Origin of the sequence: Microcoleus sp. Pol10D4, assembly GCF_036701555.1 — a bacterium.
Lineage (GTDB): Bacteria > Cyanobacteriota > Cyanobacteriia > Cyanobacteriales > Microcoleaceae > Microcoleus.
The window spans coordinates 69,693-89,990 of sequence record NZ_JAUBRA010000022.1 but is presented as its reverse complement, the minus strand read 5'-3'; the positions used below and the strand labels follow the sequence as shown (position 1 = coordinate 89,990).

The window sequence follows — 20,298 nt, the reverse complement described above, 5'->3', positions numbered from 1 at the left end:
TGGCTCAGATTCATTGATATTTTCCTCGCTTTTTTTTACTATAGCATTTTCTGTACTCTTTGAGCGGGAAAGGAGTAATTTCTATCAGACGTGTCAGGGGATAAATTCTAGCTGCTACTGCTTTGCCATTATAGGGCGGTATATCACAACACGTATCGATGCTGAGGTCTAAAAAACCAGCAGCATAATCAGCTAAACCAGGCCATCTGGGAAAATTATGTGTGCCCTGCATACGCATGAGAAGGTCATTAGCTATATCCTCAATTTGGGTTTTAGATAAAAATTGAAAAGGTTTGATTACACTCAACTTTGTTTCTCCTCACTTTCTGCTTCTTTAGCTTCCTGGATAAATTTTTTAGCTAGTTCGGGATGATCTCGCATTTGACGCAGCAAAACTGGAATTTGTTTTGGATACCTTTTGACAAGATCCTGAACAACTTTGGCATCTTCTGGAGTAATTCTACCGGCTAAATCGCGTAGCTCTTTGAGCTCTAACTCTAATTGATGTGCTAACGACTGAATGACCTCCTCTTTAGGGGGATACTCAGCGCGGTCATTCTCTAGTTTGGACAGGTAGGTATAGTCCACTTTTACTAGCTTCGCCAGGTCGCGCTGACTAAATCCTTTTCCCTGACGAGCTTGACGGATTAGCTGACCAAAAGTCTTACTCATGTTTTTTCCCTACTTACTAAAACATCATAGCAGGGGTTGACGTAGCTCGGCAACCCCTGCTAGACTGAAAAGCGTTGACGGCCAGCGTCAACCCTAAAATACTCTACTGATAGCGTACACAAGCAAGTTCATTGTCTCTAAGAGACTTTGTGTGGCTTATGCTATGACCGCCAGCTATCAGGTGTACTGTCTTGCTCTTGTCATCGAATAGTCAACCTTCACATTCTTTGCCACACTATGAAAAAACAAATGTCCAATCCCGATCAACTGTGCTTCTCAATCGGCCGCCCCCTATCGCTTCTGCTTGAGGAGATTCAAAAGACAAGTCGGCATCCGCATCTGAGGAAAGCTGCGACACAAATGCTGGAAAGCTTGCGTGTTCTTGAACAGGCAAATGAGACTGGGATTTCCAAGTCAGCCAAAACAAAAGAGGCAATTTACGAAATCCTGACGAAATGAACCCATGATCGCCCTCTATTCTAGAGGGCTCACCCTATGAACAAAATTTGGCAATTTTCCAGCTATAACCTCTGGTCACAGTTTGCTCCGCCAGTGGGGCAAGAACAATTTCACTGCGACATGAAGCGGGGTTTTGCTAAAGCCCGAAAGCGAGAACCTCAAGTTGCACCACTTTTGGCAACTGACAACACACCTCAGCGAATTGGAATCCTGGCACAAAAAGGAGTTTATGAATTTCATCAAAACCCTCAACATTTCTCCGGAAAAGATGGTGTAGAACAACTGGCCGAAATTCTCCAATTAAGCCAAGAGTCAGCGACAGTTCAGGAGCGAGTTTTGGTCATCCTGACCAACTACCATCAGCATCCGATTCTCTCAGGCAAGAACATCATTAAGCTAAATCGAGGCGATGAGGGATTTCCCCCGCCAATTCTTATTCTGGAGGGGGATTATCAGTTTAACTTCTATGCAGCGATCGACTGCATTTTTGCCGAACCAGATGGAACGCTTCACATTTTAGACTTCAAAACAGGAAAATCCGAGTTTGACCACAGACAGGCATATCTTTACCTGCTAGCTACCAGTTATCTCTACCCGCAAAAACCAGCTATTGCATCATTCTATAATTTGGAGACTGGCAAACAATCTGAACCGATTACGACAACTGTCGATACACTAAAAGCCTTTCAGATAGAGATGGCATCAATAGCTAAACGGCATCAAAAAGACTTGAAGCGTTATCGAGATAATCCGGATGAGTTCAACATGATTTTTCCGCCCAATCCCGGTTTAAACTGCTTTTACTGTCCCTTTAACTCAATTTGTCAATTTTCTACTGTAAAATTAGAGGTTACTGCATGACTGCTGTTGTTCTTCAAACTTCTTCCAAAGCCAACCCGTCACCCATCCATTTGAGTGAAATTTTCCCGCTAAGTATCTCGCAGCCCAATTTAATGAGTTTTCGACTGACTCCAGAAGTTGATCGCAAAATTGGCAACAGATTTAGCTGGCGTTTTTGCCAGAAGTTTACTAATAAAGAATTTCCTAATCAGCTAGTTGTTATCTGGGAAGACAAATATTTTTGGGTTTTGGGCAAACCTAATACACCGATGCCCACCCAAGAACAGTGGCGAGATGCAATGACAAAAGTTCAAGAGGAGTTAAAAGAAGACATTGGCGATCGCTCCTACTCATTCCAATGGGTACGCCAACCACAAGCAACAGCTTTAATCTTTGCTCAACTAGCTGTGAGAATTTTGCAAAATAGTGACAAATTTTCATCGGTTGCGACTGATACTGTTTGGTCTGAAAATCAAGTTGAAGTTAAGCGCGAAGCAGACTTCTGGGCTGAAACTATTGAACTGCAAGGTATCCTGCATCCAGCTTTAGTTTTCACACCGCACAGTTACTTTTCTTATCAAAACACATTAGATGAATTTTATGAAAATCATCCCTATAGAAACAAACCTAAAGAGCTTTTACTTGGCTTAAAAGTGCGAGATTGTGAAACAAATAGTGTCGCTACAATTACTAATATTGTTGGCAGTATTGGAGACGGAGAACGCCGAAAAGAACTGATCGAGAAAGCAACTGGTGCAATTAGCAAACAAAAACTTATAGAAGCACCAATGGAGCAACCTGTTGTTGCAGTGCAGTTTGGCAAGAATCCAAATGAGTTTCATTATGCAATGGCAGCTCTGCGTCCCTGTGTCACAGAGGAAACAGCAAATCGATTTGATGTAAAATATGGAGACTTACTCAAAGAAACTAAAATACCATATCAAGAGCGACAAAAATATTTAGCTTCATATAAGCAAAAAGCAGAAAATGCTTTAGTAGCCTATGGATTCAAGTTAGGAGGTAAGTGTATCAATAGCCGTGATTACCAGTCTTTATTCGTGGCACCTCAGTTCAAGCTTGAGGAAACACCTCTTGAATTTGGTAATAAATTCATTGGTAAAAGAGGGGAAGTTTTGAAGGGACTCTCTCAAGGTAGTGTTTATCGCCGTCATGATGAGTACGGTGTTCTCTCAAGAGCTATTAGGATTTCTGTTTTAAAAGTTGGTGATTTTAAGGTGAAATCGTCTTTTTTAGATGAAGTTCATCAACGGCTTAAAAAGTATAAGTTTGAAAGCATAAGTTTGATTGATAAAAAAACTCAGAAGATTGACGATAGTAGGGTTAAAAGGGTTTCCATAGATGGCTTGAGTAATGCCGAGGCTAAAGTTAGCTTGGAAAAAGCGCTTGATGAACTAATATCAATTCCCGCTGATATTGTTTTGACGTTTCTTCCGCAGACGGATCGCAATGCAGACAGCAGCGAAGACGGCAGTTTTTATACTTTTATTTCTTCTCGCTTACTTCGGCGAGGAATTGCCAGCCAAGTCATTTATGAGGAGACATTGCAAGATGCTAAAAATTATGGGAATATATTGAATCAAGTAATACCTGGGATTTTGGCAAAGTTGGGTAACTTGCCTTTTATTCTAACTGAATCCTTGAAAATTGCTGATTATTTCATCGGTTTTGATATTTCCCGAACTCCCAAAAAGAAAGGCAACGGAAGTTTGAACGTCTGTGCTAGTGTGCGTCTCTATGGTAAGCAAGGAGATTTCATTCGCTATCGCCTAGAAGATGCTCTGACAGAGGGTGAAGAAATTGACAAGCGTACTTTAGAAAGGTTTCTTCCTGCTGCTGACTTAAGTGAAAAAACTGTACTCATTTACCGGGACGGACATTTTTGTGGCAGCGAAGTTGAACATTTGCGGGAACGGGCAAAAGCAATTGGTTCTAAATTTATTTTAGTGGAGTGCATCAAGACTAAAGTTCCCAGACTTTATAACTTTGAAGATCCAGCTTTAAAAGCCCCCACAAAAGGGTTAGCACTGCGCTTGTCGCCCAAGGAAGTTATTTTAATAACAACTGAAGTAAAGTCGGAAAAAATGGGTCTACCTTATCCCTTGCGTTTAAAGGTGATTCCCGATCCTGATGAGCTACAGCAAGTATCAGTTGAAGATTTAATAGAAGCAACACTTAAACTGACCTTACTGCATCATGGAGCGCTAAAAGAGCCTCGCTTGCCTATACCGCTTTATGGCTCCGACCGCATCGCTTATCGTCGATTACAAGGGATTTCTCCCGGCGAATTGGATGGGGATAAACAATTTTGGCTGTAAGAGCCATCGCCCCTCAACAAACCAATCTAACTGAAGGGCGATCGCCTACAATAAAATCAACACCCCTCATCTCAAACACCATGCAAATTGTTTTGCCACCTGAAGCCGAAGCCCTCGTGCAGCGCCAACTCACCAGCGGCAAATACAACAGCGCGATCGACGTTATCCTTGCAGCCATTAAACTACTCGAACAACACCAAGATATTTATCAAGGACGACTGCAAGAACTCCAACGAGACGCACTGATTGGTCAGCAAGCATCCCAACGCGGTGAAGTTGTAGACGGTGCAACCGCAATGGCACAAATTCGAGCTAATTTGCGTAGGCGTAGCCAGCCGTAGGCATCGCGCTACAGTTCAACAGAAACATGAGTCCAAAATTTCGCCTCACCCAACCCGCAATTCAAGACATCGAGCAAATTGCAGACTACATCGCTAGTCGATCGGGACTCGATCGAGCCGATCGCTTTTTAAGCAATCTTGACGCTAAATTCGCCAAAATTGCTCAATTTCCCAATATTGGACGACAAAGAGACGAAATTTTACCCTTGCTTCGCAGTCTCTCCATAGACAACTATCTCATCCTCTATATGCCGATCGGACAGGATGTAGAGATTTTTCGAGTAGTCAGTGGTTATCGAGATTTATCAGCCTTGTTCACCGATGCTGATGATTGAATTTAACTAAACAATGATCGCCCTTTTGATTTACCTCACCAAAAACGCCGCACACTCAACATGAGAAGTCTGAGGAAAGAAATCCGCCGGCTGCACTCGCGCTAACTTATAATCCCCATTTTCGCACAAAATCTTGAGGTCGCGAGCCAAAGTAGCAGGCTTGCAGCTAACATAAACAATGCGATTTGGTTTGATTTCCTTGATAGCTTCCAAAACCGCGCGATCGCACCCTTTCCTCGGCGGATCTAGCAGCACAATATCCGGTGTCAATCCCAAGGAAGGCAGCAAACTCTCTACAGTCCCCACCTGAAAATCGACATTTCTCACGTCATTTAACTCAGCATTTAATCTGGCTTGTTCGATCGCCGCCGGTTGCACTTCTAAACCTATCGCTATTTTTACTTGTTTTGCCAGCGGTAAAGTAAAAGTACCAATGCCGCAGTAAGCGTCAACCAAAACCTCGTTTCCCTGCAAACTTAATTCCCCTACCATCACATCTAACAACGCTTCAGCCGCCTCTGTATTAACCTGAAAAAAAGTATCTGCTCTTAGCTGAAAATTCATCCCAGCAAATCTTTCTCGCAGATAAGAACGACCAGCAATGCAGCGAGTTTCGGAACCAAAAATCACATTAGTTTGAGCGGGGTTTATATTCAAACAAACACCTACCAGTTGAGGATATTGTTTCAGCCACTCAGATGCTTGCTCTTCGAGTCCCGGCAACTCTCCAGTGCGAACTATTAAAGTTAGCAGCATCTCGCCGGTGCGCCGTCCGATCCGCAAGGACAAGTGACGCAATTCTCCTGTATGCTTCTTTTCGTCGTAGACTTGCCAATCCCGCCAGTGGATGTCTTCTTTGACTTCTTTTAACAAAGGATTGAGGCGCGGGTCTTGCACCGGACACTGATTGAGATTGACTAATTTGTGGGTGCTTTTTTGATAGTAACCTGCTTGGACGTGACCTGTTGCAGATATTGCCACGGGATAAGTCGCTTTGTTGCGGTATCCCAAAAATTGGGAAAATCCCTCGATTTTTCCCGTTAAAATTTCATCAACTTGCGGATTGCTAAATCCGCCAATCCGTTCTAAGGCTTGAATGATTTGATTTTGCTTGGCTGCAAGCTGATATTGATAATCTACGTGCTGCCACTGACAGCCGCCGCACTTGTCGGCGACAATGCAGTTAGCTCGGATGCGGTGTTCGGATGCTTCCAGAAGTGTGTCCAGCTTGCCTGTAGCATAGGTGGATTTGACTTGCACGAGGCGCACAAGGACTCGATCGCCCGTCACGGTATCGGGCACAAACACCACTAACTCACCAAAACGACCAACTCCGTCGCCGGTGTCTGTCAAGTCGGTAATCTCTATCTCAATCAGTTGACCTTGCTGGCAAGGGTTTGCCAATTTCGTCGAGTTTGGGGTCGGGAATTTAGATTTGGTCACAAGTAGTCGTGGTAGGATTTAATATGGTAATGCAATATCGCTCTCTCTTTCCTGAGATAAGTCGTAGCGAAGAAGCGGGGCGTAAGCCATCGCACTCAAACTCAATTGCAGGCTGTCTTCCTGCTGTTGAACGTCTTGCTGCTAAAGCCAAACTTCAACCGGGGAGTCGAGCTTGTCGCGAGTGGCCTCGATATCGTCGGTGCGATATGCTGTTGGGGCGATTTAGCAAAAACTCGTTAAACAGTCAAAGTGTCTGCCGACATCAAAACTCTCACTCGCAATTTTTGAGTTTTTCCCGCAGTACCCTGGAACACAAGGAAACTGGCTTGAACATCAAGCATAACGCTTGGGGAGATTTACCCTCTACTTCTAGGATTGATAAATGTTAGGAGCAAGGCAAGTCTGCGAACCAAGAATCCCGTCGCCAACGGATGGGAATGTTTATTAATGTTATCCTCAAATTTGAATAACAATGAGCGTAGTTAGCCAATTTATTCTCCAAGCCGACGACGAACTTCGTTATCCCAGTACCGGCGAACTCCAAAGTATCAATGATTTCTTTAAAACCGGAGAACAGCGGGTGCGTATTGCTACTGCGCTGTCTGACAGTGAGAAGAAAATTGTTGAAGAAGCTAGTAAAAAACTCTGGAAAAAACGACCTGATTTTATCTCTCCTGGGGGCAATGCTTACGGCCAGCGCGAACGGGCTTTGTGTCTGCGCGACTACGGCTGGTACTTGCGCCTGATTACCTACGGTATCTTGGCGGGTGACAAGGAGCCGATCGAAAGCATCGGTTTGATTGGCGTTCGGGAAATGTATAATTCTCTCGGCGTTCCTGTTCCTGGCATGGTCGAAGCTATCCGCTGTTTGAAGGAAGCTTCTTTGGCTTTGCTCAATCAGGATGATGCTAAGGAAGCAGCTCCTTATTTTGATTATATCGCTCAGGCAATGTCTTAATTGCTTTGGTGATTGCTTTCAGGAATGTGGCGGAGCATTCGCGGGTGATTTTTGGGGTGATTTGATCTCGCAATTGCTCGCAAATGTTTCGCTTCTGTTTTTTGGCAAGGAAATCTGCCTCATTTCTGCTAGGAAGCAATGCTGTTTAAGCTTTCCCAGATGTTGAGCTCGTCTTGTCTTTCAATGCACATTTGATTTAAAAAGTCAAGGGTTTTTGGGAGAGATTGTTTTTTGAATTTCCGGCTGTCGCACAGAATGGATGTTTTGAGCTGCGAGAGTTCTCCAAGGGTGGGGCAGGTTTGGATCTGATGGGCGATCGCATTTTGCCATTCTTCCAGCCTGCGGTAGCTGACAAACAGGCCGCCTCTATCCCGATGGTGGACGAAAACCACGAAAGCCCAGGATTCGACTCGCTTAATCAGGTTTTGGCTGATTTTGAGCAGTTGGGCGATCGACCTGACGGTGATGCGGAGCTTTTTCGAGGGTTGGATGCGGCGAAACAGTGCTGTCATGGCTGAGTCACTCCTGAACTTGGGTGAGTTAGTTTGTGTTCGTCTTTGGATCTTACTATATCATATCATTCTACACGAATGCAGAGAAGTTGCAGTAATGTTTCTAAATGTGTAATGCTCAAACCCTGTGTGCTGCCTTGAGCAAGGCAAAAGTACAGCTAGCTTAAGAGTTAAATTGGATCTGTAAAATGCCGGGATTTCTTGACTTTAAGGCTGTCGTCGATCAGGAAAAACTGCGCCCTGTGCGATTTACGGATACGGGACGCGGTAGATTGGGCAAACTTCTGAAAGCAGCTAGAGAGATTCGGGGCTGGTCAATTATTGAAACAGAAATGGTCACAAAAGAATACGAGGCCGCTTTGTTTCGGACAGCCGGAGATCCTGTACCAAAAGATGTCGGTATTAGTAATGCTACTGTTAGTCGCTACGAACGCGGGAAGTTAGAAAGTTTGGATTGGCGATCGCTCTCTCTGTTATGCTTTGTCCTCAAGCCGATCGACCCGGTGACAGGGGAAGCCCTGGAACCGACAAATGCGCTTTATATCGCTTGCGAACATCCGCCGTACAATGACGCGAAGCTTTACGAGTAGTTGATTGCTGACATCTGAACTGATGCAACCAAATTCTTGAGATTGGGAGTTTGGAACCGCAGATATTAGCGGGTGAACGCTGATGAACGCTGATGTCATTTTATCTGTGTTTATCTGCGGTGATTGATTACCGATCGCCCTTTTGTTTAGCAATTAAAGCTTTAGCTTGCTGCCACAGAGATTCTAACTCTTCTGCGGGATAATCTGACAAAGGTCGATCGCACGCAGCCTCTACCTTCGCAAACCGCTGCACAAAGCGATCGTTTGTTCCTTGCAAAGCAGCCGACGGATCTAAATCGTACCACCGAGCTAATTGAATCAACACAAACATAATATCTCCCAATTCTGACTGCTGCGCTGCCTTATCCTCGTGTTTGAGAGCGTGTTCAAATTCTGCCATTTCTTCGTGAAATTTATCCCAAACGCCCTCTACATTGTCCCAATCAAAACTCACTTCCGCAGCTTTTTGAGAGATTTTCATCCCGGCGGTTATCGGCGGCAAAGTGCTGGCATAACGGCTCATTTTCGAGGCTAAAGTTGGCGGCTTTTCCGCAGTTGTGCCTTTTTCTGCGGCTTTGATTTTTTCCCAGTTTTCGTTGACTTCATCCACGCTGTTGAGTTCCACATCGCCGAAGACGTGGGGATGTCGCCGAATTAGTTTTTCTGTAATGCCCGCAGCGATTTCGGCGAAGGTAAACTGATTGGATTCGCTGGCAATTTGAGCTTGCAGAATTACCTGTAACAGTAAGTCGCCCAATTCTTCGACGATCGCATCTTTATCTCCTTTGCGAACCGCGTCGGCGGTTTCATAAGCTTCTTCGATTATGTGAGGAATTAGAGTTTGGGGAGTTTGGGCTAAATCCCAAGGACATCCGCCGTCTGGCGATCGCAATTTAGCCACAACTTCTATAAGTTCTTTGAGTGCTGTGAGCGATCGACTGTGGGAATTAGACATAATAATTTACCTTTTATATCAACCGCCAAGACGGTTATAACGTTGTTAATGGCTCCAACCATTGATTTTATTACATCTTCTTCCTTCTTTCTTCTGCTGCTGATTTTACTACATATTCCTTCTTCCTTCTTCCTTCTTCCTTCTTCCTTCTTCCTTCTTCCTTCTGCTGATTTTATTACTTCTTCCTTCTTCCTTCTTCCTTCTTCCTTCTTCCTTCTGCTATAGATTTGCTGGAAGTGCGACGGGTTGGTTGGCGTTTGCGCCTCTTAATTGTGCCAGGAGGGCGCAATCCGCTTAATCCTTTCTTTTTGAATCTTTTGTAAGCCGAGCCGCCCCAATCGCTCAGATAGTGGCTCATAGCGCCCAATTCTAGACCGATGTAAACGGCTAAAATTTCGATGTGGTGTTCCCAGATCGATCGCCCATAACTCAAAACCACATCCTGCCAATTCCCGCCGAAGTTTCCGACTTTTTCGGCAATTGCCAATCCCAACAATCCGAAAACCACGATCCAGATAGCGAGGTACAAGATTCGCAAAGCAGTGCCAATCAGAGGGCCGTGGGACAAAAAAGAGCGGTGGCGCAGGCTTTTTTGGTACGGGAGCCAAATCGGTTTGAACCATCCCCAGCGCTGATACTGACAGGAGTAGATATCCAAGTCGGGGCCAAACATTAGCCCGCCGAATAAGAAACTGCCGGAAACGAGCAAAGTCAGGTTGCTGCTCTGAGTCTGGCCAAAGGTGAGGGCTGCCACCAAGGGCAAACTCCACAGGGTTATTTGATCGTGGGTGCGGCCAGAGGGCATTTAAAGTTTAGGATTTTTTTTACTTGATCTTTCTGAGTTACTGTGATATGATAAATCCCGGTGAGTGCAATTGGGTGATTAGCTCAGTGGTAGAGCGCCTGCTTTACACGCAGGATGCCGTAGGTTCAAATCCTACATTACCCATCCGATAACTCAATATCAACAGTTTCAGCCGTTTTTAGCCGTCAAGCCGAGAACGGCTGTTGCTGTTGAGGGTTGACTGTTGAATTGGGTGACGACTAAATTTAACATTCTGGGGCGGATGTTTCAAAAGTTGGCACCCAATGCTAGAAAATTAATTTATCGAAAATTTGGGTCTAAAACCCCGTCCTTTAACGAAGTGGAGGACGGCTTTACACATACTCAGTAAGTGTGTAAAATAATTTCATGCTAAACATGACGTGGGAATTCAAACTAGAACCAACTCCAGAACAGGTCGATACTATCGAGCGGATATTCGCTGTGTGTCGTTCTGTATGGAACTTTGCTTTGCGGGAGCGCAAAGACTGGTTGAATTCCCGCAAGTCGCCTGTAAATGCTTGTTCCATCGAACAGGAGTACATACTCAGGGCTGACGAGCCATACCCTAGTTACCACACTCAGGCTAAACGATTGACTCTTGCCAAAGAGCAATTTCCCCTCCTCACGAGCGTACATTCGCAAGTATTGCAACAAGTCTTAAGAACGCTGGACAGGGCATTTGAGGACATGAGAGCGAAGAAACTAGGCTTCCCTCGCTTCAAGAACAAATACCGAATGCGATCGTTTGTGTTTCCTCAATTGGGCAAAAATCCCATCAATGGAAGTTTGCTGAAATTGCCTCAACTAGGGTGGATTCGTTTGCGCTTGTCACGCCAAATCCCAGGGGGATTTGAAATTAAACAAGCCAGGGTTGTACGACGGGCATCGGGATATTTTGTCATGTTGTCATTACAGTTAAATGTATCAGTGCCAGATACACCCATATCCGGTCATCCGCGAGGTTTGGATTTAGGGTTTGATAAGTTTGTAGCTACTAGCGATAACGAGCAAATTGCTAGACCTCGCTTCCTGCAAACTCTACAACGCGAGTTGAAATTACTGCAACGTAGATTAAAGCATAAGAAGAAAGGGTCGAATAACAGACATAAGCTCAATCAAAAAATAGCCAGAATTCATCAACAGATTACTGACACCAGGAAAGACTGGCACTTTAAGTTAGCCCACCGTATGAGTGACGGCGTAGGGATGATATTTGTTGAAGACATCGACTTTCGCTCTTGGGCCAGAGGAATGTTGAGTAAACATAGTGCCGATGCTGGATTCGGTCAATTCGTCAACATACTGCAATGGGTGTGCTTTAAACGAGGTGTTTTCTTTGCCAAGGTAGACAAGGACTACACATCACAACAATGTCCTGAGTGTGGGACGCATACGGGCAAAAAGCACCTAGACGAAAGAATTCATTCTTGTCCAGTGTGTTTCTTTACTGCATCGCGTGATGTGGCAGCGGCACAGGTGGTTAGAAATCGTGGGTTGGAACTAATTTCTGGGCTAGGGCATAGCCTGGAAGTAAAACAAACTGTCTGTGGACTGGATGCGGCGGGGACTGGTGGTAAAGTCAGTCTAGCTGGCACGGGACGAAGCAGAAAACTCAAGAAGTGATTCTTGGGAATCACCCTCCCTTTAGGGCGGTGAGGATGTCAATGATTTTCTTTTTTAGAACCTTGTATATGAAGCCTAAAATAACTAGCCCGATCGCGTGGCAGCAAGCTGAACTGCTCATGCAGCCAGCGATGATCCGAGTGCTCGACAACATCCGCAAACAATTAGAAGAGTCAGTTTGGACGGGTACTTATCAAGAAGTGCAGATTCCGATTCCGGGCTATCAACTAATTTTAGAGCTTCAAGGCGAGCAAAGATGTATCGATATTTGGGAACTTTGCTATCGAGTCTGCTTTGTCAACTACCAGCCCGCCCACAGTCAAATCCAAAGCCAAGAAGTTGTAATTGATACTAGCTTGATTGATGATGAGACTGGCGATGTAGATTGGAATCGTCTTGATGCTAAAGCCAGTCAATTAATACAAGAAATATTCGCCAATTTGGGCAAATAGTCAGTTGAGAGTTGTCAGTCAACAGTCAACAGTCAACAGTCAACAGTCAACAGCCATCAGTCATCAGTCATCAGTCATCAGTCAACAGTTAACAGTAAACAAAATCTTATGATTCAAGAATTGCACGACATTCAAGCAGCGGCCGGTGCTACTTTTGCAGAGTTAACAACCAAAGAAATTGTGCCAGTCAGTTTTGGTAACGACGCAGAAGCGATCGCAGCAACGAAACAAGGTGCGGCTTTGTACGATCGCACTCACTGGGGACGCATTCAAATCTCAGACAGCGATCGCCTGCGGTTCTTGCACAATCAAAGTACCAATAACTTTAATATACTCAAACCCGGTCAAGGTTGCGACACCGTTTTTGTGACTTCCACCGCCCGGACGATCGATCTCGCCACCGCTTATGCTACAGAAGATGCCGTACTGCTGTTAGTTTCGCCCAACCGCCGCCGCCAACTCCTGGAATTGCTCGATCGCTATATTTTCCCAATGGATCGCGTCGAGTTAACAGATTTAACCGATACAACTGTTGCTTTCAGTGTCCTCGGCCCGGAAAGCACTCAACTATTAGAAAAAATCGGAGTTACCGAACTAGAAAATCAACCTTACGCTACTCACAAATTGATAAATTTTGCAGGTATGGAAGTCCGAGTTGCGGTTGGTTGCGGTTTAGCAAATCCCGGATACACGTTAATTGCGCCAGCAAGCGATGCAGCCAACTTGTGGAAGGAATTAGTCAAAGCTGGGGCCGTACCGATGGGCGATCGAGTTTGGGAACAACTACGAATTGAACAAGGACGCCCCGCACCCGATTTTGAACTCACAGACGATTACAACCCCTTAGAAGCCCGTCTTTTACACACGATTACCTATGACAAAGGCTGCTACATCGGTCAAGAAACAATTGCCCGGTTGAACACCTACAAAGGAGTCAAACAGGAACTTTGGGGCGTGCAGTTGAGCGGTGCAGTTGAACCCGGAACAGCAGTCACCATCGGACAAGAAAAAGTCGGCAAACTCACCAGTTTTACGGAAACGGAATCCGGCTTTTTTGGTCTTGCTTACATCCGCACAAAAGCGGGCGGCGAAGGACTGAAAGTGCAAGTCGGATCGGTGTCAGGGGAAGTAGTAAATGTACCTTTCTTGAGTTCGTAGTTGCGATCGGTAGCCTGTTGACGCCGCAGCGCCCAAAACTTTTTTGTTGAGGTTGATTTGGGAAGGATGCTAACACCATAAATTGGCCACAAGTCCTATCTTTAGATAGATTTGCAAACCAACAACCGAAATTATTCTGTATTACAGTCGTCACATAAAAAACAGAGTTTTTCAATGAAAAAGTTTACATCGCGCTTAGTTACAACTTGCCTGCGAGTTGGAATAATCTTGGCTGTAGGAATAGCGCTGATTTTTAGCTCCGAATTGGAATTTTCGGGCAATAAAATGCAAGCGAACGCTACACATTTAACCCCAGAAGCTACGTCTTACGAAGTTGCCCGTCCCGATCGCCAGCCAACAACCGATATCGAGAAGGGCGGGAATGATGCCGTTGACAATATCCGAGAAAAGCTGAATCTTGACCAACCGATCGCCCCCAGTACCAAAAAATTTATAGAATCGGTAAAAGATAACGTGGGCGAAGCAGTTACGCCGGCACGGGAAGCAGTAGAAAAAGCGGCAGATCGAGGTAGCAGCGATCGAGCCAACTAATTCAATCGCATCCTGTTTTCAAATATCAAATTCTTAGTCCCTCTCTACTGGGACGAAAGTTTGTGTAGTAGCGATTTCAAGCCGAATCATGGAAGCGATAACCAACCCGCATTTGAGTGTTCATATTGGGACTTCAGGTTGGAGTTACGACCATTGGGAAGGTGTGCTTTATCCCCACCAGCTACCGCCTCGCTCTAGGCTCGATCGCTACATCCAGCACTATCAAACCGTCGAAGTTAATAGCACCTACTACCGCTGGCCACCAAACACTACCTTTGCTAGCTGGCGAGAGCGCCTCCCCCAAGGATTTCTGATGACCGTAAAAGCGCCCCGTGGTCTAACGCACTCCAAGCGTCTTTACTCGCCAGAAAAGTGGTTGGAACGCATGAGTGAGGGACTTCAATGCCTGGGCGATCGATTGGGTATTCTGCTCATCCAGCTTCCTCCCCAGTTCGGCTGCGATTTGGCCCGCCTAGCCTACTTTCTCGAACAGATGCCCCCCTGGATCAAAGTAGCTGTCGAATTCCGACATCCAAGCTGGCACACAGAAGAGGTATTTTCGCTGCTGGAACGCGAAGGAGCTGCTTACTGCGTGATGAGCGGCGCCCACCTTCCGTGTATCCTGCGTGTAACGGGGTCATTCGTCTATGTGCGTCTCCACGGCCCCGACTCCAACAATCTCTACGGGGGCTCCTACTCGGATGATGATTTGCATTGGTGGGCCGATCGCATCCACGAGTGGGAAAGCCAGGGGCGACCTGTGTTCGTCTACTTCAACAATGACGGAGAGGGAAATGCAGTTCGCAACGCTTCAAAGCTAAAAACTTTTGTGGAGAAGGGTACTTCTTGACAAGCGAAAATTGAGAGCGTCCCCATTCTTTTGGGCGTATTCAAAAACGCTCCGCAGTTCCCTGAAGCTGAATTAGAAATCGGAGATGGCGTTCGTCTAGGTTGTTGTTTGACGATCGCACTCACCCCGAACCGACACATCCAACTCAACATCACCCAGCACAAGCCGATCGCATTCAACTCAACATTACTGAGCACTTTTGCTTCCATTTCAAACAAATCCCGCAGGGTGCGCTTGACATTGGGAAACACAAATACTCCGTCAGTTTCTCGATGCGATAATTAAACGCTTTGTAGCGGTGTTTGAAGTACAGTTCCACATTCCCTCGGTGTTCCCACAATCCCAGCAAGTTGATGGCAACCTCTGAGTAATGGACTGTCGCATCCCGCTGTACTTCGGCTATCCCTTCCTCAATTAGTCGAGTCGTAATTCCAATTTTAGAGAATGAGTGAGGAAACTTTAAAAATTTATGGACAGACTGAAACGGACTTGCAATGCTGTATCAGCCATCCGCTACAGACAGGACTTTTCCAGGAAAGCGTTATTTTTTGGACGCTTGCTCCACAAACGCCAAACTCTAACTTAACTGCTTGTAGCGAAGTATACGCTTGATTGTGGTTATAAGTCCCTCTAAAGAATTATTTGTATATTCTCCTGAAGACAGATGATAGCAGCCCCCAAGGTAAATAACATACAAAGTGTAAAGAGTTATTAGGTAATCTAAAGGCATAATTTAAAAGTAGTCTATTTGCGCCTTGTAGGAAAGACATTCGACTTACGCACTTGCCCAAGCTAAACAAAGTGGCAGTATGTGGCGTACTCTTGTGCCTTACTTCAGGTTAATGACTACTTGAGATTTGATACTTAATTAAGTTTACCTGATTTCTTCTTTCTCTGTTCTACCTGTGAGACCCTAATTACCCTGTTGTTATAAGTATTTCTAAAAAATTGTTTGTAGATTCTCCTGAATACGGAGGATAGCAGCAACCAAGGGAAATAACATCAAAGTCTACAGAGTTATTGGGGAATCTCAAGCCAGAATTAAAAGCACTTTATTTGCACCTTATAGGACATACATTCGGCTTACGCACTTGCCAAAGTTAAACAAAGTTGCAGTAGGTCGCGTACCCTTGTGCCTTACTTCCGGTTAATGACCAATTGAGCTTTGATTCTTAATTAGGTTTACCTAATTTTTTCTTTCTCTGCTCTATCTGTCACACCCTAATTACCATCTGGTAATACGCTTCTTTGTAGATGGCACAAAGGATACCCGAAATTTTCGCAGTTTGAGACATTTGTGTTGCTTTTAGGTCATTGGGTATACCCAGACTGACCAATTTTCATTTTACCTTATCAAAATTATTTAAGAAGTCTCATGGTTAACTTACTCAGACCGCCCAGTGTTTCTTCAAGTTCTCGCTTCGGTACTGTAACTGGTTTGTGGAGGCAACAGTCTCTTTACGACAGGAGGGCGCTTAAGACTGGTATCGTCCATTTCGGGCCAGGTCGTTTTTTTAGAGGGCATCTTGCCTACATAATACATAACTATCTTGCACAGAAGGATTCCCAAGAGCAGAGATGGGGAATTTGTGGGGTTAGCCTCAAGAGTCAACAGACAATTACTAGGTTGAAACCGCAGAGATTCCTTTACACTTTGACCAAACATTCTAGTTGCGCTCAAAATCGTGAGGAAGCGGAAGTTATCGGTTCTATCAGGGAAATAGTTAATGGTAGAGACAAGTGCCAGTATGTGCTTGAAAAGATGGCGTCTCCCTCTGTGCATCTGGTGACTCTTACTATTACTCAAGGAGGCTACCATCTAGACAAAAGTTTTAATCTCGACACCACGAATGAAGACATCGCGCACGATTTGCAAAATCCTTCCACTCCAACTACTGCAATTGGCTTTATCGTAGAGGCGCTACGGCGACGACGCGATCGCAAAATGACCCCCTTCACGACACTTTCTTGCGACAACCTCCCAAGAAATGGGGAAATCTTGCAAAAAGCAGTGCTAGCTTACGCTGAAGAGATCGATCCTCAGCTTGCAGAATACATCAGGGATAACGCCACGTTCCCTAATTCAGTGGTAGACAGGATTGTGCCTCAAGAACAGGAATCCGACTATAACTACCCCAGCCGACTGTTGCAAGTTCGCGATCGCGCACCCATTGTAACCGAACCATTTTGGCAGTTTGTCGTGGAAGACAACTTCACAGGCGATCGCCCCAAGTGGGAAGATGCGGGGGTCATTATGACTAGCGACATCACTCCCTTCCTGTATATGAAGTCGAGATTCTTGAATGCAGTACACTCCTTCATAGCCTGTTTAGCTGTAAGAGCAGGTATAGAGTATATGCACGAGGCGATCGCCCTACCGGAATTCCACTTGTTTACTCGGCATCTCATGGACGATATCGCAGCAGCAACACCAGTGCCTCGCGAGATGTGTGAACAATATATGGAACAGGTGTTACTAAGGCTCAGTAACGAGGATCTTCCCGATACTACTGAGAGAATCTCTTCAGAAACAGCGAGGAAAGTAGGCAAGTATATATTTCCGATACTTCAGGATGCTTATAGCCGAAAAGTCAGCATGAAGCGGATTATACTTCCTGTTGCGGCGTGGCTTCTTGCAGTCAGAGAAAAGGCGAGCGAGTCGGGTCAGCCCTATCATGCCAAGGATACCCAAAGCGCAATTACAGCGATTCAAGAAGGCGCGGTAATTAGCGGGATTCTGGGATTGGAGAATTGCGAACAGACAGAGGTCGTAGATAATGAATGCCACCAAGCTTTGCGAGATATCCAGACCCAAGGACTATTGACTACGCTTAAAAATTACAGTGAGGGAGGTCTTTTGAATGAAACCGTTTCAGCATGATTTGGTGGTGCTTTTCGATCATGACGGAACTGTCGTTGATAGTGAAACCATAGCACTTAAGAGCGCATGGAGGCTGACAAATGAAGTTGCTCGTGAGTTCCCTACGGATCAATACTATGAGCTTGAGGACTTTGTTAAAAGCTTCGCCGGGAAACCCTACAGGGAAATACTCAAAAAGCTCTACCCAGACTCATTAACCAGTCTTAATGAGCGCGATATTGACAGGTTAGTGGCTGAAGAAGAAAAGAGAGCGATCGAACAACTTACTATAGAGGCAAAAGCGACGGTCGGAACGCCTGAAGTGCTATCTTATCTGCGCGACGATCGATTTAAATATGCCTTAGTAAGTAACAGCAGCTTACAGCGGCTGAGTGCTTGCCTTACTTCTGCAGCCCTGACCGACTATTTCCCCAGCAAACAGATATTCAGTGCTCACGACTCTCTCCCCGTTCCGCGTCCCAAGCCACTTCCTGACATTTACCTATATGCAGCGAAGTGTCTGGACGCTAAAGTTTTAGATTGCGTGGCAATTGAAGATTCTATGAGTGGGGTAAAAGCTGCCGTTGCCGCTGGAATTGGCCAGATTATCGGTTATGTAGGGGGAACTCATATAAGCGAGGATGAACGAAAAAGCCGTGCAGATGCTCTTGTGTCGGCTGGTGCCCACAAAGTTATCGATCGGATGGAGGATCTTATCGGTCTATTATCACCAACCTCAGTGTAAAGACAGGCGGCATCACGCCTAGGCTTGATGCGCTTAGCAGGATATGTGAAAAGTCAGATTTTGTTAATAAGAGCCTGGGCGACAACTTCATCGGCGATCGGTTTTGCGATCGACTTCCTATGCAGATCCGCCAAAATTGGCTCCACCTTTTTCACCCATTTTGCAATACTGATAATAAGCCGTCATCACAAGGCAATGAATTAAGATGAACAGCAATACCAGCACAGACTCAACAATCAAGCTGAATCAAGCATCCCTGTCTCGTTTACCTGGAAACGTGCGCGTACCCAAGTACGATCGCCATCAAATTACTAATGGAATTGTGCATATTGGGGTTGGTGGATTTCATCGATCGCACCAAGCGCTATATCTTGATGATTATTTCCATCAGAATCCTGGTAGTGATTGGGGAATTTGTGGTGTTGGATTGATTGACAATGACTATGACAGGCGAATGCGGGATGCGCTGCTGTCCCAAGATTGTTTGTATACCTTAGTTGAGCGATCGCTAGAAGGAGATCGCGCTAGAGTCATCGGTTCAATCACTCAATACCTTTTTGCACCAGACAATCGTCAAGCAGTTATTGAAGCATTAGCAGATCCCAAATGCCGAATCGTTACTCTAACGATCACTGAAAGCGGCTACTACTACATTGAAGGAAGTGGCAATTTCGATGTAAACCACCCGACGATGCAGCACGATTTGCAACATCCTGACCAACCACTTGGGACATACGGTTTTTTGACAGCGGCACTCGAAGAACGCCGTAAACAGGGGTTGGCACCCTTTACAGTCTTGTCCTGCGACAATATCCAGGGCAACGGCAACATGGTGCGGAAAATGCTAACGACATTTGCCCAAATGCGCGATCCAGATTTAGGAAGTTGGATTGCTGAACACGTTGCGTTTCCCAACTGCATGGTCGATCGCATTACTCCGCTGACAACCCCAGCAGATATCCAAATGGTCGCCCAACAGTTTGGTATTGATGATGCGTTTCCATGCGTCGCGGAGCCTTTCATTCAGTGGGTAATCGAAGATACCTTTTGTGCAGGCAGGCCCGATTGGGAATCCGTTGGCGTACAGATGACTAAGGATGTTCATCCCTATGAAATGATGAAAATTCGGCTGCTCAATGCCAGCCATATGCTGATTGGTTATCTCGGCTCTCTGGCAGGTTATACCTACGTTTATGAAGTCATGGCTGATCCCTTGTTTCAGCAAGCAGTTGCTAATCTGATGGACGAGGTGACACCAACGCTCCAACCTGTTCCGGGGATTGATTTAGACGAGTATAAAAAAACTTTAATTGAACGGTTTTCTAATCCCAAAATTCGCGATCAGCTTCCGCGCCTGTGCCTGAATGGATCAGCCAAAATTCCTAAGTTTGTTTTGGGCTCGATCCGCGATAAATTACAACTTGAAGGTGCGATCGATTACCTAAGTTTGACGATTGCTGCTTGGTGTCGATACATCAATAGTCATGATGAACAAGGGCAACCTATTTCCATAGATGATCCATTAGCAGACATCCTCACTCAACGCGCCAGTTTGAGTGAATTAGATCCCAGACCATTACTGGGCCTATCTGAAATTTTTGGAGATTTAGTACAGGCGCCACGCTTCGTCGAGGCTGTTGCTGACCAGTTGCGTAGTTTGCATGAGTTTGGTGCTAAAGGAACGCTAGCCCGATTGTCGTAAGCACCATCCGCATCCGTATTGCCTCTCGCCAAAGCATCTATCTTAAGGCAGATTCTCCTGAGTGAGTAACTCAGGTTCAATAGAGAAGA

Annotated in this window: 23 protein-coding genes and 1 tRNA gene; 18 read left to right on the top strand and 6 right to left on the bottom strand. The window is 45.4% G+C overall.

All coding sequences use genetic code 11. The annotated features are described in order from the left end of the window. Positions 1–10: 10 nt before the first annotated feature. Complete coding sequence (locus tag QUA36_RS13765; protein ID WP_333458031.1) at positions 11–307, bottom strand: hypothetical protein; 297 nt, start codon at positions 305–307, stop codon at positions 11–13. After that, positions 304–672 carry a helix-turn-helix transcriptional regulator gene (locus QUA36_RS13760; RefSeq protein WP_333454127.1) on the bottom strand — a complete coding sequence of 123 codons (369 nt, stop codon included), beginning with the start codon at positions 670–672 and terminating at the stop codon, positions 304–306. Before QUA36_RS13760 ends, QUA36_RS13765 begins: the two co-directional genes overlap by 4 nt. Positions 673–909: 237 nt before the next feature. On the opposite strand from QUA36_RS13760, the gene QUA36_RS13755 reads away from it, so the two are divergent. From QUA36_RS13755 to QUA36_RS13735, 5 genes are read left to right on the top strand one after another with little or no spacing between them, the layout of a single operon-like run. After that, entirely contained in the window at positions 910–1,131 is a 222-nt protein-coding gene (locus QUA36_RS13755; protein ID WP_333343618.1) for a hypothetical protein, read from the top strand. Between the two features lie 36 nt (positions 1,132–1,167). Further along, positions 1,168–1,992 (top strand): PD-(D/E)XK nuclease family protein, encoded by an 825-nt coding sequence (locus QUA36_RS13750; RefSeq protein ID WP_333454131.1) that lies wholly within the window; start codon positions 1,168–1,170, stop codon positions 1,990–1,992. Continuing rightward, positions 1,989–4,307: a Piwi domain-containing protein gene (locus tag QUA36_RS13745; RefSeq protein WP_333458028.1), complete on the top strand. Its 2,319-nt coding sequence runs from the start codon at positions 1,989–1,991 to the stop codon at positions 4,305–4,307. The genes QUA36_RS13750 and QUA36_RS13745 overlap by 4 nt, the downstream gene beginning before the upstream one ends. Beyond that, entirely contained in the window at positions 4,298–4,648 is a 351-nt protein-coding gene (locus QUA36_RS13740) for a type II toxin-antitoxin system ParD family antitoxin (protein ID WP_333458027.1), read from the top strand. The genes QUA36_RS13745 and QUA36_RS13740 overlap by 10 nt, the downstream gene beginning before the upstream one ends. Before the next feature lie 26 nt (positions 4,649–4,674). Beyond that, the gene (locus tag QUA36_RS13735) at positions 4,675–4,983 is read left to right on the top strand and encodes a type II toxin-antitoxin system RelE/ParE family toxin (RefSeq protein WP_333140690.1); all 309 of its coding nucleotides are present in this window, start codon (positions 4,675–4,677) and stop codon (positions 4,981–4,983) included. A 30-nt stretch (positions 4,984–5,013) separates the two neighbouring features. On the opposite strand, the gene rlmD is transcribed toward QUA36_RS13735, so the two are convergent. Beyond that, the gene (gene rlmD, locus QUA36_RS13730; protein WP_333458025.1) at positions 5,014–6,426 is read right to left on the bottom strand and encodes a 23S rRNA (uracil(1939)-C(5))-methyltransferase RlmD; all 1,413 of its coding nucleotides are present in this window, start codon (positions 6,424–6,426) and stop codon (positions 5,014–5,016) included. A gap of 23 nt (positions 6,427–6,449) precedes the next feature. On the opposite strand from rlmD, the gene QUA36_RS13725 reads away from it, so the two are divergent. After that, positions 6,450–6,815 carry a hypothetical protein gene (locus QUA36_RS13725; RefSeq protein ID WP_333091248.1) on the top strand — a complete coding sequence of 122 codons (366 nt, stop codon included), beginning with the start codon at positions 6,450–6,452 and terminating at the stop codon, positions 6,813–6,815. Between the two features lie 83 nt (positions 6,816–6,898). Further along, on the top strand, positions 6,899–7,384 hold the full coding sequence (locus QUA36_RS13720; RefSeq protein WP_293336342.1) for an allophycocyanin subunit alpha-B: 486 nt from the start codon (positions 6,899–6,901) through the stop codon (positions 7,382–7,384). 128 nt (positions 7,385–7,512) lie between these two features. Here the strand turns inward: QUA36_RS13720 and QUA36_RS13715 are convergent, their stop codons facing one another. Continuing rightward, positions 7,513–7,896, bottom strand: coding sequence for a hypothetical protein (locus QUA36_RS13715; RefSeq protein ID WP_333458023.1), 384 nt, complete (start codon positions 7,894–7,896; stop codon positions 7,513–7,515). A 188-nt stretch (positions 7,897–8,084) separates the two neighbouring features. Between QUA36_RS13715 and QUA36_RS13710 the strand changes: the two genes are divergently transcribed. Then, a complete protein-coding gene (locus tag QUA36_RS13710) occupies positions 8,085–8,486 on the top strand; it encodes a helix-turn-helix transcriptional regulator (protein ID WP_006634106.1) in 402 nt (133 codons plus the stop codon). Between the two features lie 127 nt (positions 8,487–8,613). On the opposite strand, the gene mazG is transcribed toward QUA36_RS13710, so the two are convergent. Both mazG and QUA36_RS13700 read right to left on the bottom strand, forming a co-directional pair. After that, positions 8,614–9,441 carry a nucleoside triphosphate pyrophosphohydrolase gene (gene mazG / locus QUA36_RS13705; protein WP_333458021.1) on the bottom strand — a complete coding sequence of 276 codons (828 nt, stop codon included), beginning with the start codon at positions 9,439–9,441 and terminating at the stop codon, positions 8,614–8,616. A gap of 175 nt (positions 9,442–9,616) precedes the next feature. Continuing rightward, the gene (locus QUA36_RS13700; protein ID WP_333091255.1) at positions 9,617–10,246 is read right to left on the bottom strand and encodes a metal-binding protein; all 630 of its coding nucleotides are present in this window, start codon (positions 10,244–10,246) and stop codon (positions 9,617–9,619) included. 72 nt (positions 10,247–10,318) lie between these two features. Between QUA36_RS13700 and QUA36_RS13695 the strand changes: the two genes are divergently transcribed. The 10 genes from QUA36_RS13695 (at position 10,319) to QUA36_RS13650 (ending at position 20,209) form a co-directional block, all read left to right on the top strand. Beyond that, positions 10,319–10,390: transfer RNA gene (locus QUA36_RS13695), tRNA-Val, on the top strand. A 243-nt stretch (positions 10,391–10,633) separates the two neighbouring features. Beyond that, the gene (locus QUA36_RS13690) at positions 10,634–11,890 is read left to right on the top strand and encodes an RNA-guided endonuclease InsQ/TnpB family protein (RefSeq protein ID WP_333091256.1); all 1,257 of its coding nucleotides are present in this window, start codon (positions 10,634–10,636) and stop codon (positions 11,888–11,890) included. 68 nt (positions 11,891–11,958) lie between these two features. Continuing rightward, positions 11,959–12,342, top strand: a complete 384-nt coding sequence (locus tag QUA36_RS13685) for a hypothetical protein (protein WP_333166739.1) — start codon at positions 11,959–11,961, stop codon at positions 12,340–12,342. Positions 12,343–12,450: 108 nt separating this feature from the next. Further along, complete coding sequence (ygfZ, locus tag QUA36_RS13680) at positions 12,451–13,500, top strand: CAF17-like 4Fe-4S cluster assembly/insertion protein YgfZ (protein WP_333458019.1); 1,050 nt, start codon at positions 12,451–12,453, stop codon at positions 13,498–13,500. A gap of 174 nt (positions 13,501–13,674) precedes the next feature. Continuing rightward, complete coding sequence (locus QUA36_RS13675; protein WP_333166745.1) at positions 13,675–14,052, top strand: hypothetical protein; 378 nt, start codon at positions 13,675–13,677, stop codon at positions 14,050–14,052. 88 nt (positions 14,053–14,140) lie between these two features. After that, on the top strand, positions 14,141–14,902 hold the full coding sequence (locus QUA36_RS13670) for a DUF72 domain-containing protein (protein WP_333458017.1): 762 nt from the start codon (positions 14,141–14,143) through the stop codon (positions 14,900–14,902). Positions 14,903–14,932: 30 nt separating this feature from the next. Continuing rightward, the gene (locus tag QUA36_RS13665) at positions 14,933–15,187 is read left to right on the top strand and encodes a hypothetical protein (protein WP_333458015.1); all 255 of its coding nucleotides are present in this window, start codon (positions 14,933–14,935) and stop codon (positions 15,185–15,187) included. 1,090 nt (positions 15,188–16,277) lie between these two features. After that, entirely contained in the window at positions 16,278–17,783 is a 1,506-nt protein-coding gene (locus QUA36_RS13660; RefSeq protein WP_333458013.1) for a mannitol dehydrogenase family protein, read from the top strand. Continuing rightward, positions 17,764–18,507: an HAD family phosphatase gene (locus QUA36_RS13655; protein ID WP_333458012.1), complete on the top strand. Its 744-nt coding sequence runs from the start codon at positions 17,764–17,766 to the stop codon at positions 18,505–18,507. Before QUA36_RS13660 ends, QUA36_RS13655 begins: the two co-directional genes overlap by 20 nt. Positions 18,508–18,712: 205 nt before the next feature. Then, a complete protein-coding gene (locus QUA36_RS13650; RefSeq protein ID WP_333458010.1) occupies positions 18,713–20,209 on the top strand; it encodes a mannitol dehydrogenase family protein in 1,497 nt (498 codons plus the stop codon). The last annotated feature ends 89 nt before the right edge of the window (positions 20,210–20,298 follow it).

Bases quoted from the DNA above. Each gene is read 5' to 3' on its own strand.
- ygfZ (WP_333458019.1), top strand. From the start codon at position 12,451: ATGATTCAAGAATTGCACGACATTCAAGCAGCGGCCGGTGCTACTTTT.
- QUA36_RS13655 (WP_333458012.1), top strand. From the start codon at position 17,764: ATGAAACCGTTTCAGCATGATTTGGTGGTGCTTTTCGATCATGACGGA.
- QUA36_RS13660 (WP_333458013.1), top strand. From the start codon at position 16,278: ATGGTTAACTTACTCAGACCGCCCAGTGTTTCTTCAAGTTCTCGCTTC.
- QUA36_RS13725 (WP_333091248.1), top strand. From the start codon at position 6,450: ATGGTAATGCAATATCGCTCTCTCTTTCCTGAGATAAGTCGTAGCGAA.
- QUA36_RS13700 (WP_333091255.1), bottom strand. From the start codon at position 10,246: ATGCCCTCTGGCCGCACCCACGATCAAATAACCCTGTGGAGTTTGCCC.
- QUA36_RS13675 (WP_333166745.1), top strand. From the start codon at position 13,675: ATGAAAAAGTTTACATCGCGCTTAGTTACAACTTGCCTGCGAGTTGGA.
- QUA36_RS13685 (WP_333166739.1), top strand. From the start codon at position 11,959: ATGAAGCCTAAAATAACTAGCCCGATCGCGTGGCAGCAAGCTGAACTG.
- QUA36_RS13715 (WP_333458023.1), bottom strand. From the start codon at position 7,896: ATGACAGCACTGTTTCGCCGCATCCAACCCTCGAAAAAGCTCCGCATC.
- QUA36_RS13755 (WP_333343618.1), top strand. From the start codon at position 910: ATGAAAAAACAAATGTCCAATCCCGATCAACTGTGCTTCTCAATCGGC.
- QUA36_RS13650 (WP_333458010.1), top strand. From the start codon at position 18,713: ATGAACAGCAATACCAGCACAGACTCAACAATCAAGCTGAATCAAGCA.
- QUA36_RS13745 (WP_333458028.1), top strand. From the start codon at position 1,989: ATGACTGCTGTTGTTCTTCAAACTTCTTCCAAAGCCAACCCGTCACCC.
- QUA36_RS13760 (WP_333454127.1), bottom strand. From the start codon at position 672: ATGAGTAAGACTTTTGGTCAGCTAATCCGTCAAGCTCGTCAGGGAAAA.
- mazG (WP_333458021.1), bottom strand. From the start codon at position 9,441: ATGTCTAATTCCCACAGTCGATCGCTCACAGCACTCAAAGAACTTATA.
- QUA36_RS13735 (WP_333140690.1), top strand. From the start codon at position 4,675: ATGAGTCCAAAATTTCGCCTCACCCAACCCGCAATTCAAGACATCGAG.
- QUA36_RS13750 (WP_333454131.1), top strand. From the start codon at position 1,168: ATGAACAAAATTTGGCAATTTTCCAGCTATAACCTCTGGTCACAGTTT.
- QUA36_RS13720 (WP_293336342.1), top strand. From the start codon at position 6,899: ATGAGCGTAGTTAGCCAATTTATTCTCCAAGCCGACGACGAACTTCGT.
- QUA36_RS13690 (WP_333091256.1), top strand. From the start codon at position 10,634: ATGCTAAACATGACGTGGGAATTCAAACTAGAACCAACTCCAGAACAG.
- QUA36_RS13710 (WP_006634106.1), top strand. From the start codon at position 8,085: ATGCCGGGATTTCTTGACTTTAAGGCTGTCGTCGATCAGGAAAAACTG.
- QUA36_RS13670 (WP_333458017.1), top strand. From the start codon at position 14,141: ATGGAAGCGATAACCAACCCGCATTTGAGTGTTCATATTGGGACTTCA.